Raw genomic sequence first — 17,035 nt, 5'->3', positions numbered from 1 at the left:
CAACAGAAAACCGCTTACGGCCATGCATTTTTGATTCTCGCTCGGTAAGTTTCATTTGCATGAGTGCCGCACTGACAGACCTGCAAATAGACCGCCCGGTGGTGGCCGACGGGGCCGCGCTGTGGCGGATCGCCAGGGACTCGAAAGTTCTCGACCTCAACTCGTCGTACAGCTATCTGCTGTGGTGCCGGGACTTCGCCGCCACCTCGGCCGTCGCGCGCGGCGCGGACGGGGTGCCGGTCGGCTTCGTCACCGGGTATGTCCGGCCGGACCTCCCGCACACCCTGCTCGTCTGGCAGGTGGCCGTCGACGCCGGCCACCAGGGGCGCGGGCTCGCCGGCACCCTGCTCGACGGACTGACCCGGCGGGTCGCCGGCGAGCAGGGGATCACCGCCGTCGAGACCACCATCACGCCGGGCAACACCGCCTCGGAGCGGCTGTTCACCTCGTTCGCGGAGCGCCACAGCGCCTACGTCGAACGCGAGGTGCTGTTCGACACGGGCCAGTTCCCGAAGGACGGGTCCCACGACCCCGAGGTCCTGTACCGCATCGGCCCCCTCTCCGGCTGACCCGCCGCCTCGCCGACTCTCCCCCCACCGCAAGGAGTTCACCGCCGTGACCATCACCCAGCCCGACCTGAGCGTGTTCGAGACCGTCGAGTCGGAGGTCCGCAGCTACTGCCGCAGCTGGCCCGCCGTGTTCGACCGTGCGCAGGGCAGCCGTATGTACGACGAGGACGGCCACGCCTACCTCGACTTCTTCGCGGGCGCCGGATCACTCAACTACGGCCACAACAACCCCGTACTCAAACGGGCGTTGATCGACTATCTGGAACGGGACGGCGTCACCCACGGGCTCGACATGTCGACCGCCGCCAAGCGCGCCTTTCTGGAGTCCTTCCAGGAGCTGGTGCTGCGGCCCCGTGAACTGCCGTACAAGGTCATGTTCCCGGGCCCGACGGGCACCAACGCCGTTGAAGCGGCACTGAAGTTGGCGCGGAAGGTGAAGGGGCGGGAGGCCATCGTCTCCTTCACCAACGCCTTCCACGGCATGTCCCTCGGGTCGCTCGCGGTGACCGGCAACGCCTTCAAGCGGGCCGGCGCGGGCATTCCCCTGGTGCACGGGACGCCGATGCCGTTCGACAACTACTTCGAGGGGACCGTCCCCGACTTCCTGTGGTTCGAGCGGCTGTTGGAGGACCAGGGCTCCGGTCTCAACAAGCCGGCCGCCGTGATCGTGGAGACCGTGCAGGGCGAGGGCGGCATCAACGTGGCGCGCCCGGAGTGGCTGCGGGCGCTGGCCGAGCTGTGCGCACGGCAGGACATGCTGCTGATCGTCGACGACATCCAGATGGGCTGCGGGCGGACCGGCGCCTTCTTCTCCTTCGAGGAGGCGGGCATCGTGCCCGACATCGTCACCGTCTCGAAGTCCATCAGCGGCTACGGACTCCCCATGTCCCTCTGCCTGTTCAGGCCCGAGCTGGACATCTGGGAGCCGGGCGAGCACAACGGCACGTTCCGCGGCAACAACCCGGCGTTCGTGACGGCCGCCGCCGCGCTGGAGACGTACTGGGCCGACGGCTCCGCCATGGAGAAGCAGACCCGCGCCCGTGGTGAGCAGGTCGAGGAGGCGTTGATCTCGATCACCGAGGAGAACCTCGCCGACATCAGGGAGTACCGGGGCCGCGGGCTGGTGTGGGGCATGGAGTTCCACGAGAAGGCGCGCGCCGAGCGGGTCGCGCGGCGGGCCTTCGAACTCGGGCTGCTCATCGAGACGTCCGGCCCGGAGAGCGAGGTCATGAAGCTGCTGCCGGCCCTCACGATCACGCCCGAGGAGCTGGACGAGGGGCTGCGGATCGTGGCCCGCGCCGTACGAGAAACCATTTGAGAGAGGGGTTGTTCAGCACCGTGATCGTCCGTTCGTTCAAGGACATCGAGGGCACCGACCGGCATGTGAGGTCGGCGTCCGGCACCTGGGAGAGCAAGCGGATCGTCCTCGCCCGGGAGCGGGTCGGTTTCTCGCTCCACGAGACGGTTCTGTACGCGGGTACGGAGACGTCGATGTGGTACGCGAACCATGTCGAGGCCGTCGTGTGCACCGAGGGCGAGGCCGAACTGACCGACGACGAGACCGGGATGACGTACACGATCACCCCGGGGACCATGTACCTCCTCGACGGGCACGAGCGGCACACGATGCGGATCAAGGAGGACTTCCGCTGCATCTGTGTCTTCAACCCACCCGTGACCGGCCGCGAGGACCACGACGAGAACGGCGTTTACCCCCTGCTCACCGAGGAGGCGTGATCCAGTGATGACCACTCTCACCGATCTGTACCCCACCCGTGGCGCCGCCGAGGTGTCCGTCCCTCGGCAGGACCCGGTGATCTGGGGTGCGCCGGACCAACCCGGACCGTTCGCCAAGGCAGAACTCATGGCGTACGAGCGTGATGGTTTCCGGGCGCTCGACCGGCTCCTCGACGATGACGAAGTCGCCCTCTACCGCGCCGAGTTGGAGCGGCTGATCGCCGATCCGGCGGTCCGGGCCGACGAGCGGTCGATCATCGAGCCGAAGTCGAAGGAGATCCGGTCGGTCTTCGAGGTCCACCGGATCAGCGAGGTGTTCGCACAGCTCGTGCGGGACGAGCGGGTCGTCGGGCGGGCCCGGCAGCTGCTCGGCTCCGACGTGTACGTCCACCAGTCGCGGATCAACGTCAAGCCGGGGTTCGGGGCGGGTGGCTTCTACTGGCACTCCGACTTCGAGACCTGGCACGCGGAGGACGGTCTGCCGAACATGCGGACGGTGTCCGTGTCGATCGCGCTGACCGAGAACTTCGACACCAACGGCGGCCTCATGATCATGCCGGGCTCGCACCGCACGTTCCTCGGCTGTGCGGGGGCGACACCCGAGGACAACTACAAGAAGTCGCTCCAGATGCAGGACGCGGGCACTCCGTCCGACGAGGCGCTGACCTCGCTGGCCGACGAGCACGGCATCAAGTTGTTCACGGGCGGGGCGGGTTCGGCGACCTGGTTCGACTGCAACTGCATGCACGGCTCCGGGGACAACATCACGCCGTTCCCGCGCAGCAACGTGTTCATCGTCTTCAACAGTGTCGAGAACGAGGCGGTGGAGCCGTTCGCGGCGCCGGTGCGCAGGCCCGAGTTCATCGGGGCGAGGGACTTCACTCCGGTGAGGTGACTCGCCTGAAACGGCTCATTCAGCTTCAGAGCCACGACAGGGAGGCCGCGCGCTCCAGTACGTTGCGTGCGGCCTCTCTGTCGCCGGTCTCGCCGCGCGGCACCTCGTCGGGTGCGTAGCGGCCGCCGACCAGCAGGCAGAAGTCGACCGGGTCCAGGACGAGTTCGGCCCGTACGGGCTCGTCCTCGGAGCCCAGCACCCACTCCTCCGCTCCGCCGGCGACGGCGAAGAGGACCGGGGGCGCGTCGGGCCCCAGGGCCGTGCCGAGGATACGGACGGCCAGGTGGACGAGCCGCCACAGGTGCGGCTCCGGCGGTGGCGGTACGGCGAGGCCGAGGGCGCGGCCGATGTCGTCGGTGTGGATCCACACCTCGAAGGCGCGGACCGTGAAGTGGTCGGCGACGGGCAGCCGGGCGCCCATCAACGTCGTTGCGATGGAGGCGAGTTCGGGGTCGCGGGCCTCGGGCGTGGCGAGCAGCGCGGCGGCCTGCGCGGCCCAGGCGGCGACGGTCTCCCGGGGTCCGCGGCGCTGTTCGTGGGCGATCACCTCGGCGGTGCGCACGGCCCAGGCGTCCGCCCAGTCGGCGTCCTCCGCGGCCGACGCGGCCGCCCCGGGGACGCGCGGGTCGAGGCCGAGCCGCAGCGCCAACGGCTCGTCGGCGGCGAGGAGATGGGCGACGGTGTCGTGCACGTCCCAGTCGTGGACGACGGGCGTGCCCCAGGCGCTGTTCCTGTGGCCGTCCTCTCCGTCCCCTCCGTCCAGTTCGCGCAGAAGTGCCTGGAGCCCGGAGACGGCGGCGGCGTAGGGGGCTGCGTACGGGGCGATGCCGGGCGCGGCGGCCGGGCGGCGGGAGCGGAGGGCGAGGGCGAGCACGCCGCCCGTCTCGGGCGCCCGGGCGGGGGCGTTCCCGTTCAGGGACACGGCGGAACCCTCCGACGGGACACCTTCGGACGAGACCCCTGAGGACGGCCCGTCCAGCAACCGCACGGTCTCTCTCAGCCGTTCCGCCTCCGCCGCGCAGCCGGCGCACTCGGCGAGATGCGGCCGGACCGCCTGCTCGTCGCCCGGTTGCAGGGCGCCGAAGGCCCAGGCGGCCAGCAACTCCCGTACACCCTCATGATCCGTGGTCACCCCGCACCTCCTCCTTCGCCCGCCATTGCCATCATGCGCCTCTTTCCAGTGCCGGATCGGGCGGCTCGGCCAAAGTCTCCGCCAAGGTACGAAGGGCCGTGCGCAGGCGGGTCTTGGCCGTGCCCTCGGGGATGCCGAGCTCGACGGCGGCCTGCCGGTAGGTGCGGCCGGCGAAGTAGGCGAGGTGCACGACCTCCCTCTGGGGCTGCGGGAGTTCGGCGAGGGCGGTGTGCAGCTGCAGGGCGCGCTCGCGGTGGACGACGGTCTCGTCGGGGCCGGGCGAGGCGTCCGGGATGGCGTGCAGCGCGGAGTCGTCGGCGCCGGCGTCCTTGCGGTGCCGGGCCTCGCTGCGCACCCAGTCGACGGCGCGCCGGTGGGCGAGCATCGACAGCCAGGTGCGCAGTGAGCCGCGGCCCGCGTCGAAGGCGTACGGCCTGGTCCAGAGCTGGGCGAAGACCTCCTGGGCGACGTCCTCGGCGGCGGCCGTGCTGTGCGTGACGCGTGCGGCGACGGCGCGCACCAGTCCGCCGTACGCCGTGTACGCCTCGGCCAGCGCGGACTCGTCCCCGTACACCAGCCGCCGATGCAGTTCCGCGTCGGCGGGCGGTCTCACGGACCTGACGGTCCTGTCTGGCGTCGACTCCACCGGCACCACCACCCCTTGGTGACTTTCCTAGCGCCCCTGGGGATCTCGCGCCACCGGTTCAGCCGGACAGGACGTCCAGAAGTCGGTCGACGTCCGAGGTCGTGTTGTAGAGATGGAAGGCGGCGCGCAGATTTCCGGCCCGGTCGGAGACCTCGACCCCGGCGCGGCTCAACTCGGGCTGGAGGTGGCCGAGTTGCGGAACGGACACGATGGCCGAGCCGGGTGCGGGTACGGGCTGGTGGCCGAGCCGGTCGAGTCCGGCGCGGAACCGGTCGGCGAGGGCGAGGTCATGGGCGCGTACGGCATCCACGCCCAACTCCTCGATGAGGGCGAGGGAGTGGCGGGCGCCGGCGTAGGAGAACAGGCTCGGGCTCTCGTCGAACCGGCGGGCGGAGTGGGCGAGTTCGCGCACCGGGCCGTAACAGCTGTCCCAGGGCTCCTCGCCCGCTACCCAGCCGGCGAACACCGGTGTCAGTCCGCCCAGGTCCTCCGGTACGACGAGGAAGGCCACGCCTCGTGGGCAGACGAGCCACTTGAAGGCGACGGAGGAGACGTAGTCGTAGGCGTCCGCGTCGACGGTCAGCCAGCCGGTGGCCTGGGAGGCGTCGACGTAGGTACGGGCCCCGTGTTCGCGCGCGGCCTCGCGGAGTGCGGGCAGGTCGACGATGCGGCCGTCGGCGGACTGGGCGGCGCTGACGGCGACGAGCGCGGTGCCGGGCCGGACGGATTCGGGGATCCGCTCCAGGGGCACGGTCCGTACCTTCAGGTCCCCTCGTACGTGGAACGGGTTGAGGACGGAGGTGAAGTCGTCCTCGGCGGTGAGGACTTCGGCGCCCGCGGGCAGCGAGGCGGCGATCAGCCCGCTGTAGACGGCGACCGAGGCGCCGGCCGCGACCCTGCGGTCGGAGACCCCGACGATCCGCGCGAAGGCGGAGCGCGAGGCCTCCACGTCGGCGAACATGTCCTGCGACTGGCCGTCGGCCACGGACTGTACGGCGGAGTGCATGGCGGCCACGGCGCGGGCGGGGAGGAGGCCGGTGCTCGCGGTGTTCAGATAGGTGTTCTTCGGGGCGAACTCGGCGCGGACGAGGTTGCGGAGGTTCTCGGAGGTCTCCATGCCACTACTGTGCGGCCGGAAGATCCCCTCGTCCATCGCCGAATTCTGCACGGCACTACGAAGGGCTGCTTATACATAAGCCCTGACCTGCGGTTTCTCGGTAGGCCCTACTTCTGGGGTACGGCACACCCGTCGGGTCCGCAGACCTCGGCGGCGCCATCGCCCTCTTCCGCCTGGACGATCTTGAGGGGTGCGGGTCGCTCGCCCCAGGCCTGGGTGAGGGCCTGGGCGAAGACCTCTGCGGGCTGGGCGCCGGAGACGCCGTACTTCCGGTCGAGGACGAAGAACGGCACGCCGTTGGCGCCCAGTTCGGCGGCCTCGCGCTCGTCGGCGCGCACGGCGTCGGCGTACGCGTCCGGGTCGGCGAGGACGCCCCGGGCGTCGTCGGCGTCGAGCCCGGCGGCGACGGCCAGCTCGACGAGCCGCTCGTCGTCACCGAAGACGGACTGCTCCTCGGCGAAGTTCGCCTGGTAGAAGAGCTGGATCAGCTCGTCCTGGCGGCCCTTGTCCTTGGCGAGGTGGAGCAGCCGGTGCATGTCGAAGGTGTTGCCGTGATCACGGTCCCGGGTCCGGTAGGCGAGCCCTTCGGCGGCGGCCTGCGCCCCCAGGTTCTCCTCACCGGCCTGCGCCTGCGCCTCGCTCATGCCGTACTTCTTGGTGAGCATCTTGAGCACGGGCTGGATGTCACCCTTGGCACGCCCCGGGTCCAGCTCGAACGACCGGTGCACCACCTCGACCCCGTCCCGATGCGGAAAGGCGCCGAGCGCCTTCTCGAAGCGGGCCTTGCCGACGTAGCACCAGGGGCAGGCGATATCGCTCCAGATCTCGACGCGCATGTCTTCGGCTCTCCAGGTCGTACGGGTACGGAAACAGGTGCGGAGACGCCCTCCGCATGAGTACGTGAACGTTCAAGCGGCCGTTTTGATTCCGTACCGCAGAAAGAGGTGGTGATCGCCCTCGGCGGGCGGGTTCTCCGGGTCCGGGACCCACCCGAGACGGCGGTAGAAGGCCTGGGCCCGCTGGTTGTCGACGTGCACGTCGAGGGTCGCGGCCAACTTGCCGTCGGCCCGCCACCGCTCGACACAGGCGGCGTGCAGGTCGGTGCCGATGCGAGCTCGCCAGCGGTCGGGATCGACGTGGAACTGGAAGAGCTTGACCGTGTCCGCGGGGGCGCCTTCGGCCGTACGGAAGGAAGCCACGCCGATGATGCGGTCCCCCTCGACGACGCACAGGACCTGGGCGTCGGGGCGCCCGATGACACCCTGCCAGAGCGCGACGTAGTCGATGTCGCCGCCCGGCACCCCGTCCGGGTAGTACGTGGACCGTGCGCGAACGTGCAGCTCCGCGACAGCGGCGGCCTCGGCGGGCAGCGCGGCCCTGATCACCCGGCTTCCGGTCGCATGGTCATTGATCATGCACCGGAAGACGTGGCGGGCGGCCGGAACGGTTCCGGCTCAGCTCCCGTCCCGCAGATCCTTGGGCCACTCCGGGCGGAATTCGATGTGGTCGTACGTCACCACGCACCCCTCCCCCATCGGGGACTGGGTCATGAAGCCGACCAGGGCCGCGTCCGTCTCCTTCTCGTCGCCGAGGGTGAACAGGCGGATGAAGGTCCACTTCTCGCCGTCTCGGGAGGCGTGGAAGGCGAAGGCTCGGCCGGTGCGGCTGATTCGGAGCCAGACGGAACTGCCGTCCACCGTGAAGGAGTTGGCGTCGTCGGAGTGTCCCCGGGTGACCACCGTGCAGACGGTGGCCACATCCGGGGAGTACTCCAGACAGAGCTTGGCCCAGGCCCGTTCGCCCACGTGGACGTACAGCACGCCCGCGTCGAAGGAGGCCGCGAACCCGACCGTGACCCGGGCGATCAGCTGAAAGTCCCCGTGCGGCGCGCCCAGGAGGCGCGGTGCGTCGGCCGCGGGGTCCAGCGCCTCCCCGGTGGGCGGCACGAACCGGTCCTGCCGGGGCCCGGCCCACCCGGTGAGCACCTCGTCCTCGTACGACCAGTGCCCATCGGGCCCATAAGTACGGAGGGGAAAGGGCAGCGGGGAAAGCTCCAAGTCCATTGCCTGATTATCGCAGCCCCAGAAGGGCGCGCCCCGACAGGGGCGGCCCTGATAGGGGCGCGGGGAACTGCGCGACAAGCCACAACGGACCCGCAGCCGCGAAATGCCACCGCACCCCAACGACGCTAGCGCTCCAGGCGACCATTGAACCGCCGGGGCAACCCCAGCGAATTCTCGTCCCGCAGCTCCACCGGCAGCAGCGCGACAGGCGTGTTCTGATAAGCCACCGGCCGCAACCACCGCTCGATGGCCGTCCCGCCGACCGACGTCGACGTCGACGTCGTGGCCGGGTACGGCCCCCCGTGCTGCTGGGCCGCGGCCACGGCAACCCCGGTCGGCCACGCGTTCACCAGCACACGCCCCGCGAGCGGCGTCAGCTCGGCCAGGATCTCCGCCCCACGCCCCTCCCCCGCGGCTTCCTCCGCCGAGAGGTGAACCGTCGCCGTCAGGTTCCCCGGCAGCCGCGAGAGCACCGCGTTCGCTTCCGCGTCGTCCGTGTAGCGGGCCACGACAGTGACCGGGCCGAAGCACTCCTCCAGGAGCAGGTCGTACGCCCCCTCCACCGCCAGCTTCTCCGCCGCCACCGTGAGGAACCCCGCGCTGACCGTGTGCTCCCCGCCCGAGCCCGGCGTCACCGGGGTCTCGACCTCGGGCAGCTCGGCGCGCTCGGCGACCCCGGCGACGAAGTTGTCGCGCATCCGGTGGTCCAGGAGGACACCGGCGTCCGTGTTGCTCACGGCGTCCGTGAGGGACTTCAGCAGGCGGTCGCCCGCCGCGCCCTCCGGCGCCAGCACCAGACCCGGCTTCACACAGAACTGGCCGACGCCCAGCGTCATGGAGCCCGCGAGCCCCGTACCGATCGCCTCGGCCCGCTCGGCGGCCGCCGCCTCCGTGATCACCACCGGGTTCAGGGAACCCAGCTCGCCATGGAACGGGATCGGCGTCGGCCGGGCCGCCGCCGCGTCGAAGAGGGCACGGCCACCGCGTACGGAACCGGTGAAGCCGGCCGCCGCCACCAGCGGGTGCTTGACCAGCTCGACGCCCGCCTCGAAGCCGTGGACCAGGCCGAGGACGCCGTCGGGGATGTCGTGCTGGGCCGCGGCCCGGCGCAGGACGGACGCGACCAGCTCGGACAGGCCCGGGTGGTCCGGGTGTGCCTTGACGACGACCGGGCAGCCGGCCGCGAGCGCGCTCGCGGTGTCGCCGCCGGGGACGGAGAAGGCGAAGGGGAAGTTGGAGGCCGAGTAGACGGCCACGACACCCAGCGGGATCTTGTAGCGGCGCAGGTCGGGGATGGGCGGGGTCGCGGTGTCGTCGGGGTGGTTGATGACGACGCCGAGGTAGTCGCCCTCGTCGACGATGTCCGCGAAGGCCCGCAGCTGGTAGCAGGTGCGGGCGAGTTCGCCGGTCAGCCGGACCGGGCCGAGCGCGGTCTCCGCGTCGGCGGCCTCGACGAGGTGGTCCTTGGCCGCTTCGAGCTGCTCGGCGGCGCTGCGCAGGAAGGCCGCGCGGACCGTGCGGTCGGCGAGGGCCGGGCGGGCGGCGTGCGCCGCGCGGACGGCGGCGTCCACCTCCTGGGCTGTGGCCTCGACCGCGACCTGCTCCCGCTGCTTCCCGGTACGGGGGTCGACACTCCAGACTGGTGCTGCTGCCACCGGGGGTCCCTCCAGATTGTGTTGCCATTGGTGATGCCGTTTTGTGATGCCGTTTGTGATGTGCATTCCCGCGTCATTCACCAGGCGCGTTCGATATGCTGAACAGCGTCTCTGATGATGAATATGCTGTTGGAGACTATTTCCCGTCGAACGAAGGGGTCAAGGGCGATGTCGGCAGCCGAGACAGGCGGCGGGGCGCAGGTCAAGTCCGCGGTACGGACCGTTGAACTGCTGGAATACTTCGCCGGACGTCCCGGCATGCACTCCCTGGCGGCGGTCCAGGAGGCCGTCGGTTACCCCAAGTCCAGTCTTTACATGCTGCTGCGCACTCTTGTCGACCTCGGCTGGGTGGAGACGGACGCCACGGGCACGCGGTACGGCATCGGCGTACGGGCACTGCTGGTCGGTACGTCGTACATCGACGGCGACGAGGTCGTCGCGGTGGCCCGCCCGACCCTGGACCGGCTCTCCGACGACACGACGGAGACCATCCACCTGGCCCGGCTCGACGGCACGAACGTCGTCTATCTCGCCACCCGCCAGTCGCAGCACTATCTGCGCCCCTTCACCCGCGTCGGCCGCCGGCTGCCCGCCCACTCGACCTCCCTCGGCAAGGCGCTGCTGGCCACCCACACCGACGAGCAGGTCCGCAAGCTGCTCCCGGAGACGCTGCCCGCGCTGACCGAACACACGATCACCGACCGGGAGAAGCTCATCGAGGAGCTTCGCCTGGTGCGCGAGCAGGGCTTCGCGGTGGACCGCGAGGAGAACACGCTGGGACTGCGCTGCTTCGGCGTGGCGATCCCGTACCGCACTCCCGCGCGGGACGCGATCAGCTGCTCGGTGCCGGTCGCCCGGCTCACCCCGGCCCATGAACAGATGGTCAAGGACGCCCTGTTCGACGCCCGCGACCGGCTGACCCTGGCCACCCGGAGGCTCTGAGCGATGCGCTACTCGGCTTCCACGGACGTGGAACTCCGCGAGGTCCACGACAGCGACCTGCCCGTCTTCTTCCGCCAGACCAACGACCCCGAGTCGCTGTGGATGGCCGCGTTCACGGCGAAGGACCCGACCGACCGGGACGCCTTCGACGCCCACTGGGAGCGGATCCGCGCCGCACCGGGCGTACTGAACCGCACGGTCCTCGTCGACGGCGACGTGGTGGGCAGTGCGGCGGTGTACGGCGAACCGGGCGAGCGCGAGGTGACGTACTGGATCGACCGCGCCTACTGGGGGCGCGGTATCGCGACGGCCGCGCTGCGGGCGCTCGTCGCCGAGGTCACGGAACGTCCGCTGCACGCGCGTGCCGCCGCCGACAACGCGGGCTCGCTGCGGGTCCTGGAGAAGTGCGGCTTCCGCGTCTCGGGGCACGACCGGGGGTACGCGAACGCCCGCCGGGCGGAGATCGACGAGGTCGTGCTGACGCTGGAGGCCTGAACCCCTAAGGGGCTCCATGAACGGCCCATGAGAAATCGGGCGGCGGGGAACGCACCTTCCAGTGCCGTTCGTCCTTCAGAGAGATGAACAAGACGATCAGGCGCGCCTCCGTCTTCTCGCTGCTGCTCGTGCTCTCTCTGCTGGTCAGGGCGACATGGGTGCAGTTCTACGACGGCCAGGCGCTCGCGGACGACAGCAAGAACCGGCGGAACGCGATCGCGTTGTACGCGAACCCGCTCGGGAACATCATCGTGGCCGGCGAGTCGGTCACCGGCTCGAAGGAGACGACCAGCGGGGATCTCAAGTACCAGCGGACGTATACGGACGGCAAGCTCTACGCGGCCGTGACCGGGTACAGCTCGCCCCTGTTCGCGCCGACGCAGTTGGAGGGTATATACAAGGACGTCCTCGACGGCTCGGACAGCAGACTGACGACCGTCATGGACACCGTCACCAACGAGCACACCACTCCGGGGAACGTGATCACGACGATCGACCCGGACGTGCAGAAGGCGGCCTACGCGGCGCTCGGCGACAAGAAGGGCGCGGCCGTCGCCATCGACCCGAAGACCGGCCGGATCCTCGCCATGGTCTCCACGCCGTCCTACGACCCGTCGACGATCACCGGGGCGAGCGACGGCGACACGTGGACCGCACTCAACAAGGACCCCGACAAACCGCTGGTCAACCGGGCGATACGGCAGCCGCTGCCGCCGGGTTCGACGTTCAAGCTGGTGGTCGCGGCGGCGGCTCTGGAGGACGGGCTGTACGGGTCGGTGGACGACCGTACGGACAGCCCGGACCCGTACACGCTGCCGGGTACGACCCGTGAGCTGTCGAACGAGAACCCGAACGCGCCCTGTGAGAACGCGACGATCAGGGTGGCGCTCCAGTACTCCTGCAACAACGTCTTCGCGAAGATGGCCGTCGACCTCGGGCAGGACAAGGTGAAGGCGATGGCGGAGAAGTTCGGCTTCAACGACGAGTCGCAGGACGTGCCGGTGCGGGCGTATCCGAGCGTGTATCCGTCGGACATGGAGAAGTCGCAGACCGCGCTGACGGGGATCGGGCAGTTCGATGTCACGGCGACGCCGTTGCAGATGGCGATGGTGTCGGCGGCGATAGCCAATGGCGGCAAGTTGGTGTCGCCGCACATGGTGTCGCAGGTGGTTACCTCCGGTGGGGATGCGTTGGAGGATCTTGACAGTTCGGCGTCGACCAAGGAGGTCATCAGTTCCGGGACTGCTGAGCAGTTGCAGTCGGCGATGCAGACGGTTGTCTCCGACGGTACGGGGACGAACGCGCAGATATCGGGCGCCACGGTGGGGGGTAAGACGGGGACGGCTCAGCATGGGGAGAACAACAGTCAGACGCCCTATGCCTGGTTCACCTCCTATGCGAAGTCTGAGACCAATGGGAAGGAAGTTGCGGTGACTGTTCTCGTTGAGCAGTCAGGGGCAGCCCGGTCCGAGGTGAGTGGGAATGGGCTGGCGGCGCCCGTTGCCAAAGCGATGATGCAGGCTGCGTTGGCTGGGTGAGTTGGTTGGGTGCTGCGCCGTCGTGGCTGATCGCGCAGTTCCCCGCGCCCCTAAAAAGACAAAAGCGGCGCGGGGAACCTCAGCCCCCGTCTACTTCGTACCGAAGAGCTGCTGAATCGGGTCGATCGCGAAGTAGATCAGGAACAACGCGCTTGTGCCCCACAGGAGCCAGTGGACCTCCTTCGCCTTGCCCACGACCGTCTTGATGAGGACGTAGGCAAGGAAGCCGGCGCCGATGCCGTTGGTGATGGAGTACGTGAAGGGCATCACGGCGATCGTCAGGAACGCGGGGATGGCTATCTCGTACTTGTCCCAGTCGATGTGCTTGACCTGGGTCATCATCAGGAAGCCGACCGCGACCAGGGCGGGGGCGGCGGCCTGCATCGGGACGATCGTCAGGATCGGGGTCAGGAAGAGCGCGCAGGCGAACAGGCCGCCGGTGATCAGGTTCGCGAAGCCGGTGCGCGCGCCCTCGCCGACGCCCGCCGCCGACTCGATGTACGAGGTCGCCGAAGAGGACGAACTCGCGCCGCCCGCCACCGCCGCCGCGCCGTCGATGAGCAGGACGCGGCCGAGGTTGGGGACGTTGCCGTCCTTGTCGAGCAGGCCGGCCTCGGCGGTGATGCCGACGACCGTGCCCATGGTGTCGAAGAAGTCCGACAGGATCAGGGTGAAGATCAGCAGGACGACGGTGATCACCGTGGTCTCGCCGAACGCGCCGAACAGGCTGAAGTTGCCGATCAGCCCGAAGTCGGGGGTGTCCGCTATCTTGTCGGGCCAGGCCGGTGTGGTCAGGCCCCAGCTCTTGATGTCGGCGATCGAGTTGATGATCAGCGCGACGAGCGTCATCGTGACGATGCTGATCAGGATCGCGCCCTTCACCTTGCGCGCGATGAGGCCGATGGTCAGCAGGACGCCGAGACAGAAGACCAGGACCGGCCAGCCGCTGAGCGTGCCGGTGCCACCGAGCTGCACGGGGACCGTCGTGCTCGCGACGTCCGGGATACGGGTGACGAAGCCCGCGTCGACGAAGCCGATGAACGCGATGAACAGGCCGATGCCCACGCCGATCGCCGCCTTGAGCGGCCCCGGGATCGCGTGCATGATCGCTTCTCTGAGGCCGGTCACCACAAGGACGCAGATCAGCAGGCCCTCCAGGACGACCAGGCCCATCGCGTCGTCCCAGCTCATCAGCGGGGCGATCTGGAAGGCGACCACCGCGTTGAGGCCGAGGCCCGCGGCGAGGGCGAGCGGGAGGTTGCCGCCGACACCCATGATGATCGTCATCACCGCGGCCACCAGGGCGGTGGCGGTGACGAGTTGGACGCTGTCGAGCTGGTGCCCGAACTTGTCCTTGGCGCTGCCCAGGATGATGGGATTCAGGACAAGGATGTAGGCCATCGTGAAGAACGTGGCGAAGCCGCCGCGTATTTCACGAGCGAAGGTGGATCCCCGCTCGGAGATCTTGAAGAAGCCGTCGACGCTGTTCGCCGCGGGGGGCGCGGCGCTCGGCTGGTCGGCCACCTTCTGTGGTTCGGACATGGCGGTTACTCCTCGTTGCCTGAATGATCTGTGTGCGGATGCAGGCTGGATTGTTCCTGCGTTGAACGGTTTTCAGGTTTTCTCCGTGTTACAGAATCGGGCTCGACCTGTCGTACGACACTCGAAGGGCCGTGCGCATGCCTGATACTCTCTCGGCTCTCGCGCCAAACGATCACCACCTCTTCACCGGCGCACCACAGTGGCCGTATACGCAGACGCCCGGCTTCGGTCGGCAGCCGCCGCTGGCCAGGGAAAACTCAGCGAACGTAAGGGGGAGAGGTCGCCCGTGGGCACTGTTGTCGACGACGCAGCCTCCGTCGAGTTCCATGCCTTCTTCGAGCGGCACTACGCCGAACTCGCGCGCCTGGCCCACCTGCTGACGGGTGAGGCGGACGCCGCCGACGACCTGGCGGCCGACGCGTTGCTCGCGCTGTGGCACCGCTGGGACCGGGTACGGGCCGCCGATCATCCGGTGGCGTACGCACGTGGCGTGGTGGCGAATCTGGCCAAGACCCGTATCCGCAGCGCGGTTCGGGAGCGCCGAAGAATCACCTTGTTCTGGTCGCAGAGAGAAGAAAAGACGGAGAATCCCGACATACCTGGCGTCATAGATGTCCAGGAGGCCTTGCGTCGGCTGCCGTTCCGTAAACGGGCGTGTGTGGTGCTGCGGCACGCTTTCGACCTCTCGGAGAAGGACACCGCGCTCGCGCTGGGAGTTACTGTCGGTACGGTGAAGAGCCAGACGTCCAAGGGAATGGCCGAACTGCAGCGGCTCCTTGGCACCGACGAGGCCCCGCTTCGAATGCGTACCCCTGTGCGTACCCCTGGCGGAGCGGGAGGAACGAACCGATGAGGACGCCGCACGACGAGCTGCGTGCCGGGCTGCGCGAAGCGGCCGAGGCGTACGAGCCCGACCGCGCGCGCATCCTCGCGCGGGTCGAGCGCGGTATGGCCGCCGGCACCGAGAAGAAGCGCGCCCGGCGCCGGGCCACGCTCCCTCCGCTAGTGGGCTGGGCGCGGGTCGCCGGTGCGACCGCCGCGGTCTCCGGGATTCTCGCGATGGGCGGGTACGCGCTGGCCTCGGTGGTGAAGAGCGACGAGACCCCGGCCGATCCGACCGTCTCGGTCTCGCCCCTGCCGACCCCGTCGCCGGACGCGACGAGCCGCGCGCCGATCGTGCCGGCCCCGGAGCCCTCGGGCGACAACGCCCAGAACGAGAAGCCGAGTTCGACGCCGACCCCGACGCCCACTCCGACACCGAAGGCCTCGAACACGGTCGCGGCGCCGGTCGCCGAGGGCACCGAGGACGGGCCGCTGTGGTCGGACGGCTCGGTCGATCCGCACAGCAACGACTTCTGGGCGCAGAGCAACGTCACCATCAAGACCTCCGAGGAACTCACCGCGCTCACCGTCGAGTTGAAGGTCGCCCAGACCGGCGGGGTCACCTCCGCGGGTGCCTGGCGGTCGGCTCCGGAGGACGACTTCGCGCTGACGGTCGCCGAGAAGGACGGCTTCCTGGTCTACACGTGGGTGCTCAAGGATGGCCACACGGTCTGGCCGGGCGAGTGGGTCTTCGCGGGCCAGTACGACCACACACGCGGTGGCCGGGACGCGAAGGACGACTCGTACACGGTGACGGCGAAGACGAAGGCGGCGGGTCAACAGCTCGCCGTGAAGGGCGACTTCGCAGGTCAGGACAGCGACGACGAGTCCGACGACGGCGATTCGTGAAGCCTTAGCCCCAACTCGTGAAGCTGCGGCCCCGACTCGTAGAGAAATTCCGCAGACTCGGCAACCCTTTCCGCACGGGTGGCGACCAGGAGACGCACACATCTCCTCACCACCCAAGGAACACGGTTCATGACTGCACGAGTCGAACAGCGCGTCCGCCATCGCCGTCGGGTCACCGGACGGCGGGCCGTGATCGCCGGTACCGCCGCTCTCGGCATCACGGGGGCGGCGGTTCTGACCACGACGCTGCTGTCCTCCGCCGGTGCCGCCGCCACCTGGCCGACGGCCAAGGGCAGCAAGGGCGTGTCGTCGACGATCAAGGTGTCGGGCACGTACGACGGCAAGCTGCAGAAGTTCTTCGGCAGCGGCGCGCTCGGCAGCGGCAGCCAGGACGAGGGCCAGGACCCGGTCTTCGAGCTGGCGGACGGCGCGGTCCTGAAGAACGTGATCATCGGCACCCCTGGCGCGGACGGCGTGCACTGCACCGGCTCCTGCACGCTGGAGAACGTGTGGTGGCTGGACGTCGGCGAGGACGCCGCCAGCTTCAAGAGCAAGAAGTCGACGGCCGTGTACAAGGTGGTCGGCGGCGGCGCGAAGTCGGCCTCCGACAAGGTGTTCCAGTTCAACGGGGCCGGCAGGCTCAGCATCACCGGCTTCCACGTCGAGAACTTCGGCAAGCTGGTGCGCTCCTGCGGCAACTGCAAGACGCAGTTCAAGCGCACGATCGTGATCAGCGACATCGACGCGACCGCGCCGGGCAAGGTGCTGGTCGGCGTGAACGCGAACTACGGGGACACCGCGACGCTGAGCAAGATCCGTATCTACGGCGACACCAAGAAGAAGATCAAGCCGTGTGTGCGCTTCAACGGCAACAACACCGGCAAGGAGCCGACCGAGATCGGCAGCGGCGCCGACGGAACCACCTGCAAGTTCTCGCCATCTGACATCACGTACAAGTAAGTGAGTCTTCAAG

At 69.1% G+C, this 17,035-nt stretch carries 18 protein-coding genes; 10 read left to right on the top strand and 8 right to left on the bottom strand.

What is annotated here, in order from left to right; translation table 11 throughout:
• Positions 1–59: 59 nt before the first annotated feature.
• Genes ectA through thpD form a run of 4 tightly spaced genes read left to right on the top strand, consistent with a single transcriptional unit; the run spans position 60 to position 3,201 of the window.
• A complete protein-coding gene (gene ectA, locus ACFYXF_RS50015; protein ID WP_389360748.1) occupies positions 60–569 on the top strand; it encodes a diaminobutyrate acetyltransferase in 510 nt (169 codons plus the stop codon).
• A gap of 46 nt (positions 570–615) precedes the next feature.
• Positions 616–1,887: a diaminobutyrate--2-oxoglutarate transaminase gene (gene ectB, locus ACFYXF_RS50010; RefSeq protein WP_389360746.1), complete on the top strand. Its 1,272-nt coding sequence runs from the start codon at positions 616–618 to the stop codon at positions 1,885–1,887.
• A gap of 20 nt (positions 1,888–1,907) precedes the next feature.
• Positions 1,908–2,306, top strand: a complete 399-nt coding sequence (locus ACFYXF_RS50005) for an ectoine synthase (RefSeq protein ID WP_105975034.1) — start codon at positions 1,908–1,910, stop codon at positions 2,304–2,306.
• A gap of 7 nt (positions 2,307–2,313) precedes the next feature.
• Positions 2,314–3,201: an ectoine hydroxylase gene (gene thpD, locus ACFYXF_RS50000; RefSeq protein ID WP_389360743.1), complete on the top strand. Its 888-nt coding sequence runs from the start codon at positions 2,314–2,316 to the stop codon at positions 3,199–3,201.
• A gap of 25 nt (positions 3,202–3,226) precedes the next feature.
• Here thpD and ACFYXF_RS49995 read toward each other — a convergent pair whose 3' ends face one another.
• The 7 genes from ACFYXF_RS49995 to ACFYXF_RS49965 all read right to left on the bottom strand — a co-directional run bounded on the left by ACFYXF_RS49995 (position 3,227) and on the right by ACFYXF_RS49965 (position 9,814).
• The gene (locus tag ACFYXF_RS49995) at positions 3,227–4,333 is read right to left on the bottom strand and encodes a maleylpyruvate isomerase family mycothiol-dependent enzyme (RefSeq protein ID WP_389360741.1); all 1,107 of its coding nucleotides are present in this window, start codon (positions 4,331–4,333) and stop codon (positions 3,227–3,229) included.
• 31 nt (positions 4,334–4,364) lie between these two features.
• Positions 4,365–4,991, bottom strand: coding sequence for an RNA polymerase sigma factor (locus ACFYXF_RS49990; protein ID WP_389360739.1), 627 nt, complete (start codon positions 4,989–4,991; stop codon positions 4,365–4,367).
• A 46-nt stretch (positions 4,992–5,037) separates the two neighbouring features.
• Positions 5,038–6,132, bottom strand: a complete 1,095-nt coding sequence (locus ACFYXF_RS49985) for an aminotransferase class V-fold PLP-dependent enzyme (protein WP_389360737.1) — start codon at positions 6,130–6,132, stop codon at positions 5,038–5,040.
• 71 nt (positions 6,133–6,203) lie between these two features.
• A complete protein-coding gene (locus ACFYXF_RS49980; RefSeq protein WP_369033803.1) occupies positions 6,204–6,932 on the bottom strand; it encodes a DsbA family oxidoreductase in 729 nt (242 codons plus the stop codon).
• A gap of 72 nt (positions 6,933–7,004) precedes the next feature.
• On the bottom strand, positions 7,005–7,511 hold the full coding sequence (locus tag ACFYXF_RS49975; RefSeq protein ID WP_389360735.1) for a GNAT family N-acetyltransferase: 507 nt from the start codon (positions 7,509–7,511) through the stop codon (positions 7,005–7,007).
• Between the two features lie 39 nt (positions 7,512–7,550).
• Positions 7,551–8,159: a DUF1349 domain-containing protein gene (locus tag ACFYXF_RS49970; RefSeq protein ID WP_389360733.1), complete on the bottom strand. Its 609-nt coding sequence runs from the start codon at positions 8,157–8,159 to the stop codon at positions 7,551–7,553.
• Positions 8,160–8,284: 125 nt separating this feature from the next.
• Positions 8,285–9,814 carry an aldehyde dehydrogenase (NADP(+)) gene (locus tag ACFYXF_RS49965; RefSeq protein ID WP_389360731.1) on the bottom strand — a complete coding sequence of 510 codons (1,530 nt, stop codon included), beginning with the start codon at positions 9,812–9,814 and terminating at the stop codon, positions 8,285–8,287.
• A gap of 168 nt (positions 9,815–9,982) precedes the next feature.
• Between ACFYXF_RS49965 and ACFYXF_RS49960 the strand changes: the two genes are divergently transcribed.
• The 3 genes from ACFYXF_RS49960 (at position 9,983) to ACFYXF_RS49950 (ending at position 12,789) form a co-directional block, all read left to right on the top strand.
• A complete protein-coding gene (locus ACFYXF_RS49960) occupies positions 9,983–10,756 on the top strand; it encodes an IclR family transcriptional regulator (RefSeq protein ID WP_369033807.1) in 774 nt (257 codons plus the stop codon).
• Between the two features lie 3 nt (positions 10,757–10,759).
• On the top strand, positions 10,760–11,251 hold the full coding sequence (locus ACFYXF_RS49955) for a GNAT family N-acetyltransferase (protein WP_389360729.1): 492 nt from the start codon (positions 10,760–10,762) through the stop codon (positions 11,249–11,251).
• 83 nt (positions 11,252–11,334) lie between these two features.
• On the top strand, positions 11,335–12,789 hold the full coding sequence (locus tag ACFYXF_RS49950) for a peptidoglycan D,D-transpeptidase FtsI family protein (RefSeq protein WP_389360727.1): 1,455 nt from the start codon (positions 11,335–11,337) through the stop codon (positions 12,787–12,789).
• 90 nt (positions 12,790–12,879) lie between these two features.
• On the opposite strand, the gene ACFYXF_RS49945 is transcribed toward ACFYXF_RS49950, so the two are convergent.
• Positions 12,880–14,331 (bottom strand): NCS2 family permease, encoded by a 1,452-nt coding sequence (locus ACFYXF_RS49945; protein WP_389360725.1) that lies wholly within the window; start codon positions 14,329–14,331, stop codon positions 12,880–12,882.
• A 286-nt stretch (positions 14,332–14,617) separates the two neighbouring features.
• Between ACFYXF_RS49945 and ACFYXF_RS49940 the strand changes: the two genes are divergently transcribed.
• The 3 genes from ACFYXF_RS49940 to ACFYXF_RS49930 all read left to right on the top strand — a co-directional run bounded on the left by ACFYXF_RS49940 (position 14,618) and on the right by ACFYXF_RS49930 (position 17,022).
• On the top strand, positions 14,618–15,184 hold the full coding sequence (locus ACFYXF_RS49940) for a SigE family RNA polymerase sigma factor (RefSeq protein ID WP_369036967.1): 567 nt from the start codon (positions 14,618–14,620) through the stop codon (positions 15,182–15,184).
• Positions 15,181–16,062 carry a hypothetical protein gene (locus ACFYXF_RS49935; protein WP_389360723.1) on the top strand — a complete coding sequence of 294 codons (882 nt, stop codon included), beginning with the start codon at positions 15,181–15,183 and terminating at the stop codon, positions 16,060–16,062. The genes ACFYXF_RS49940 and ACFYXF_RS49935 overlap by 4 nt, the downstream gene beginning before the upstream one ends.
• A 129-nt stretch (positions 16,063–16,191) precedes the next feature.
• Positions 16,192–17,022: a pectate lyase gene (locus ACFYXF_RS49930; protein WP_389360721.1), complete on the top strand. Its 831-nt coding sequence runs from the start codon at positions 16,192–16,194 to the stop codon at positions 17,020–17,022.
• Positions 17,023–17,035 lie beyond the last annotated feature (13 nt).

It is taken from the genome of Streptomyces sp. NPDC002680 (genome assembly GCF_042889145.1).
GTDB lineage: Bacteria > Actinomycetota > Actinomycetes > Streptomycetales > Streptomycetaceae > Streptomyces > Streptomyces adonidis.
The sequence above is the reverse complement of the archived record's forward strand: the minus strand, read 5'-3'. Positions and strand labels throughout refer to the sequence as shown.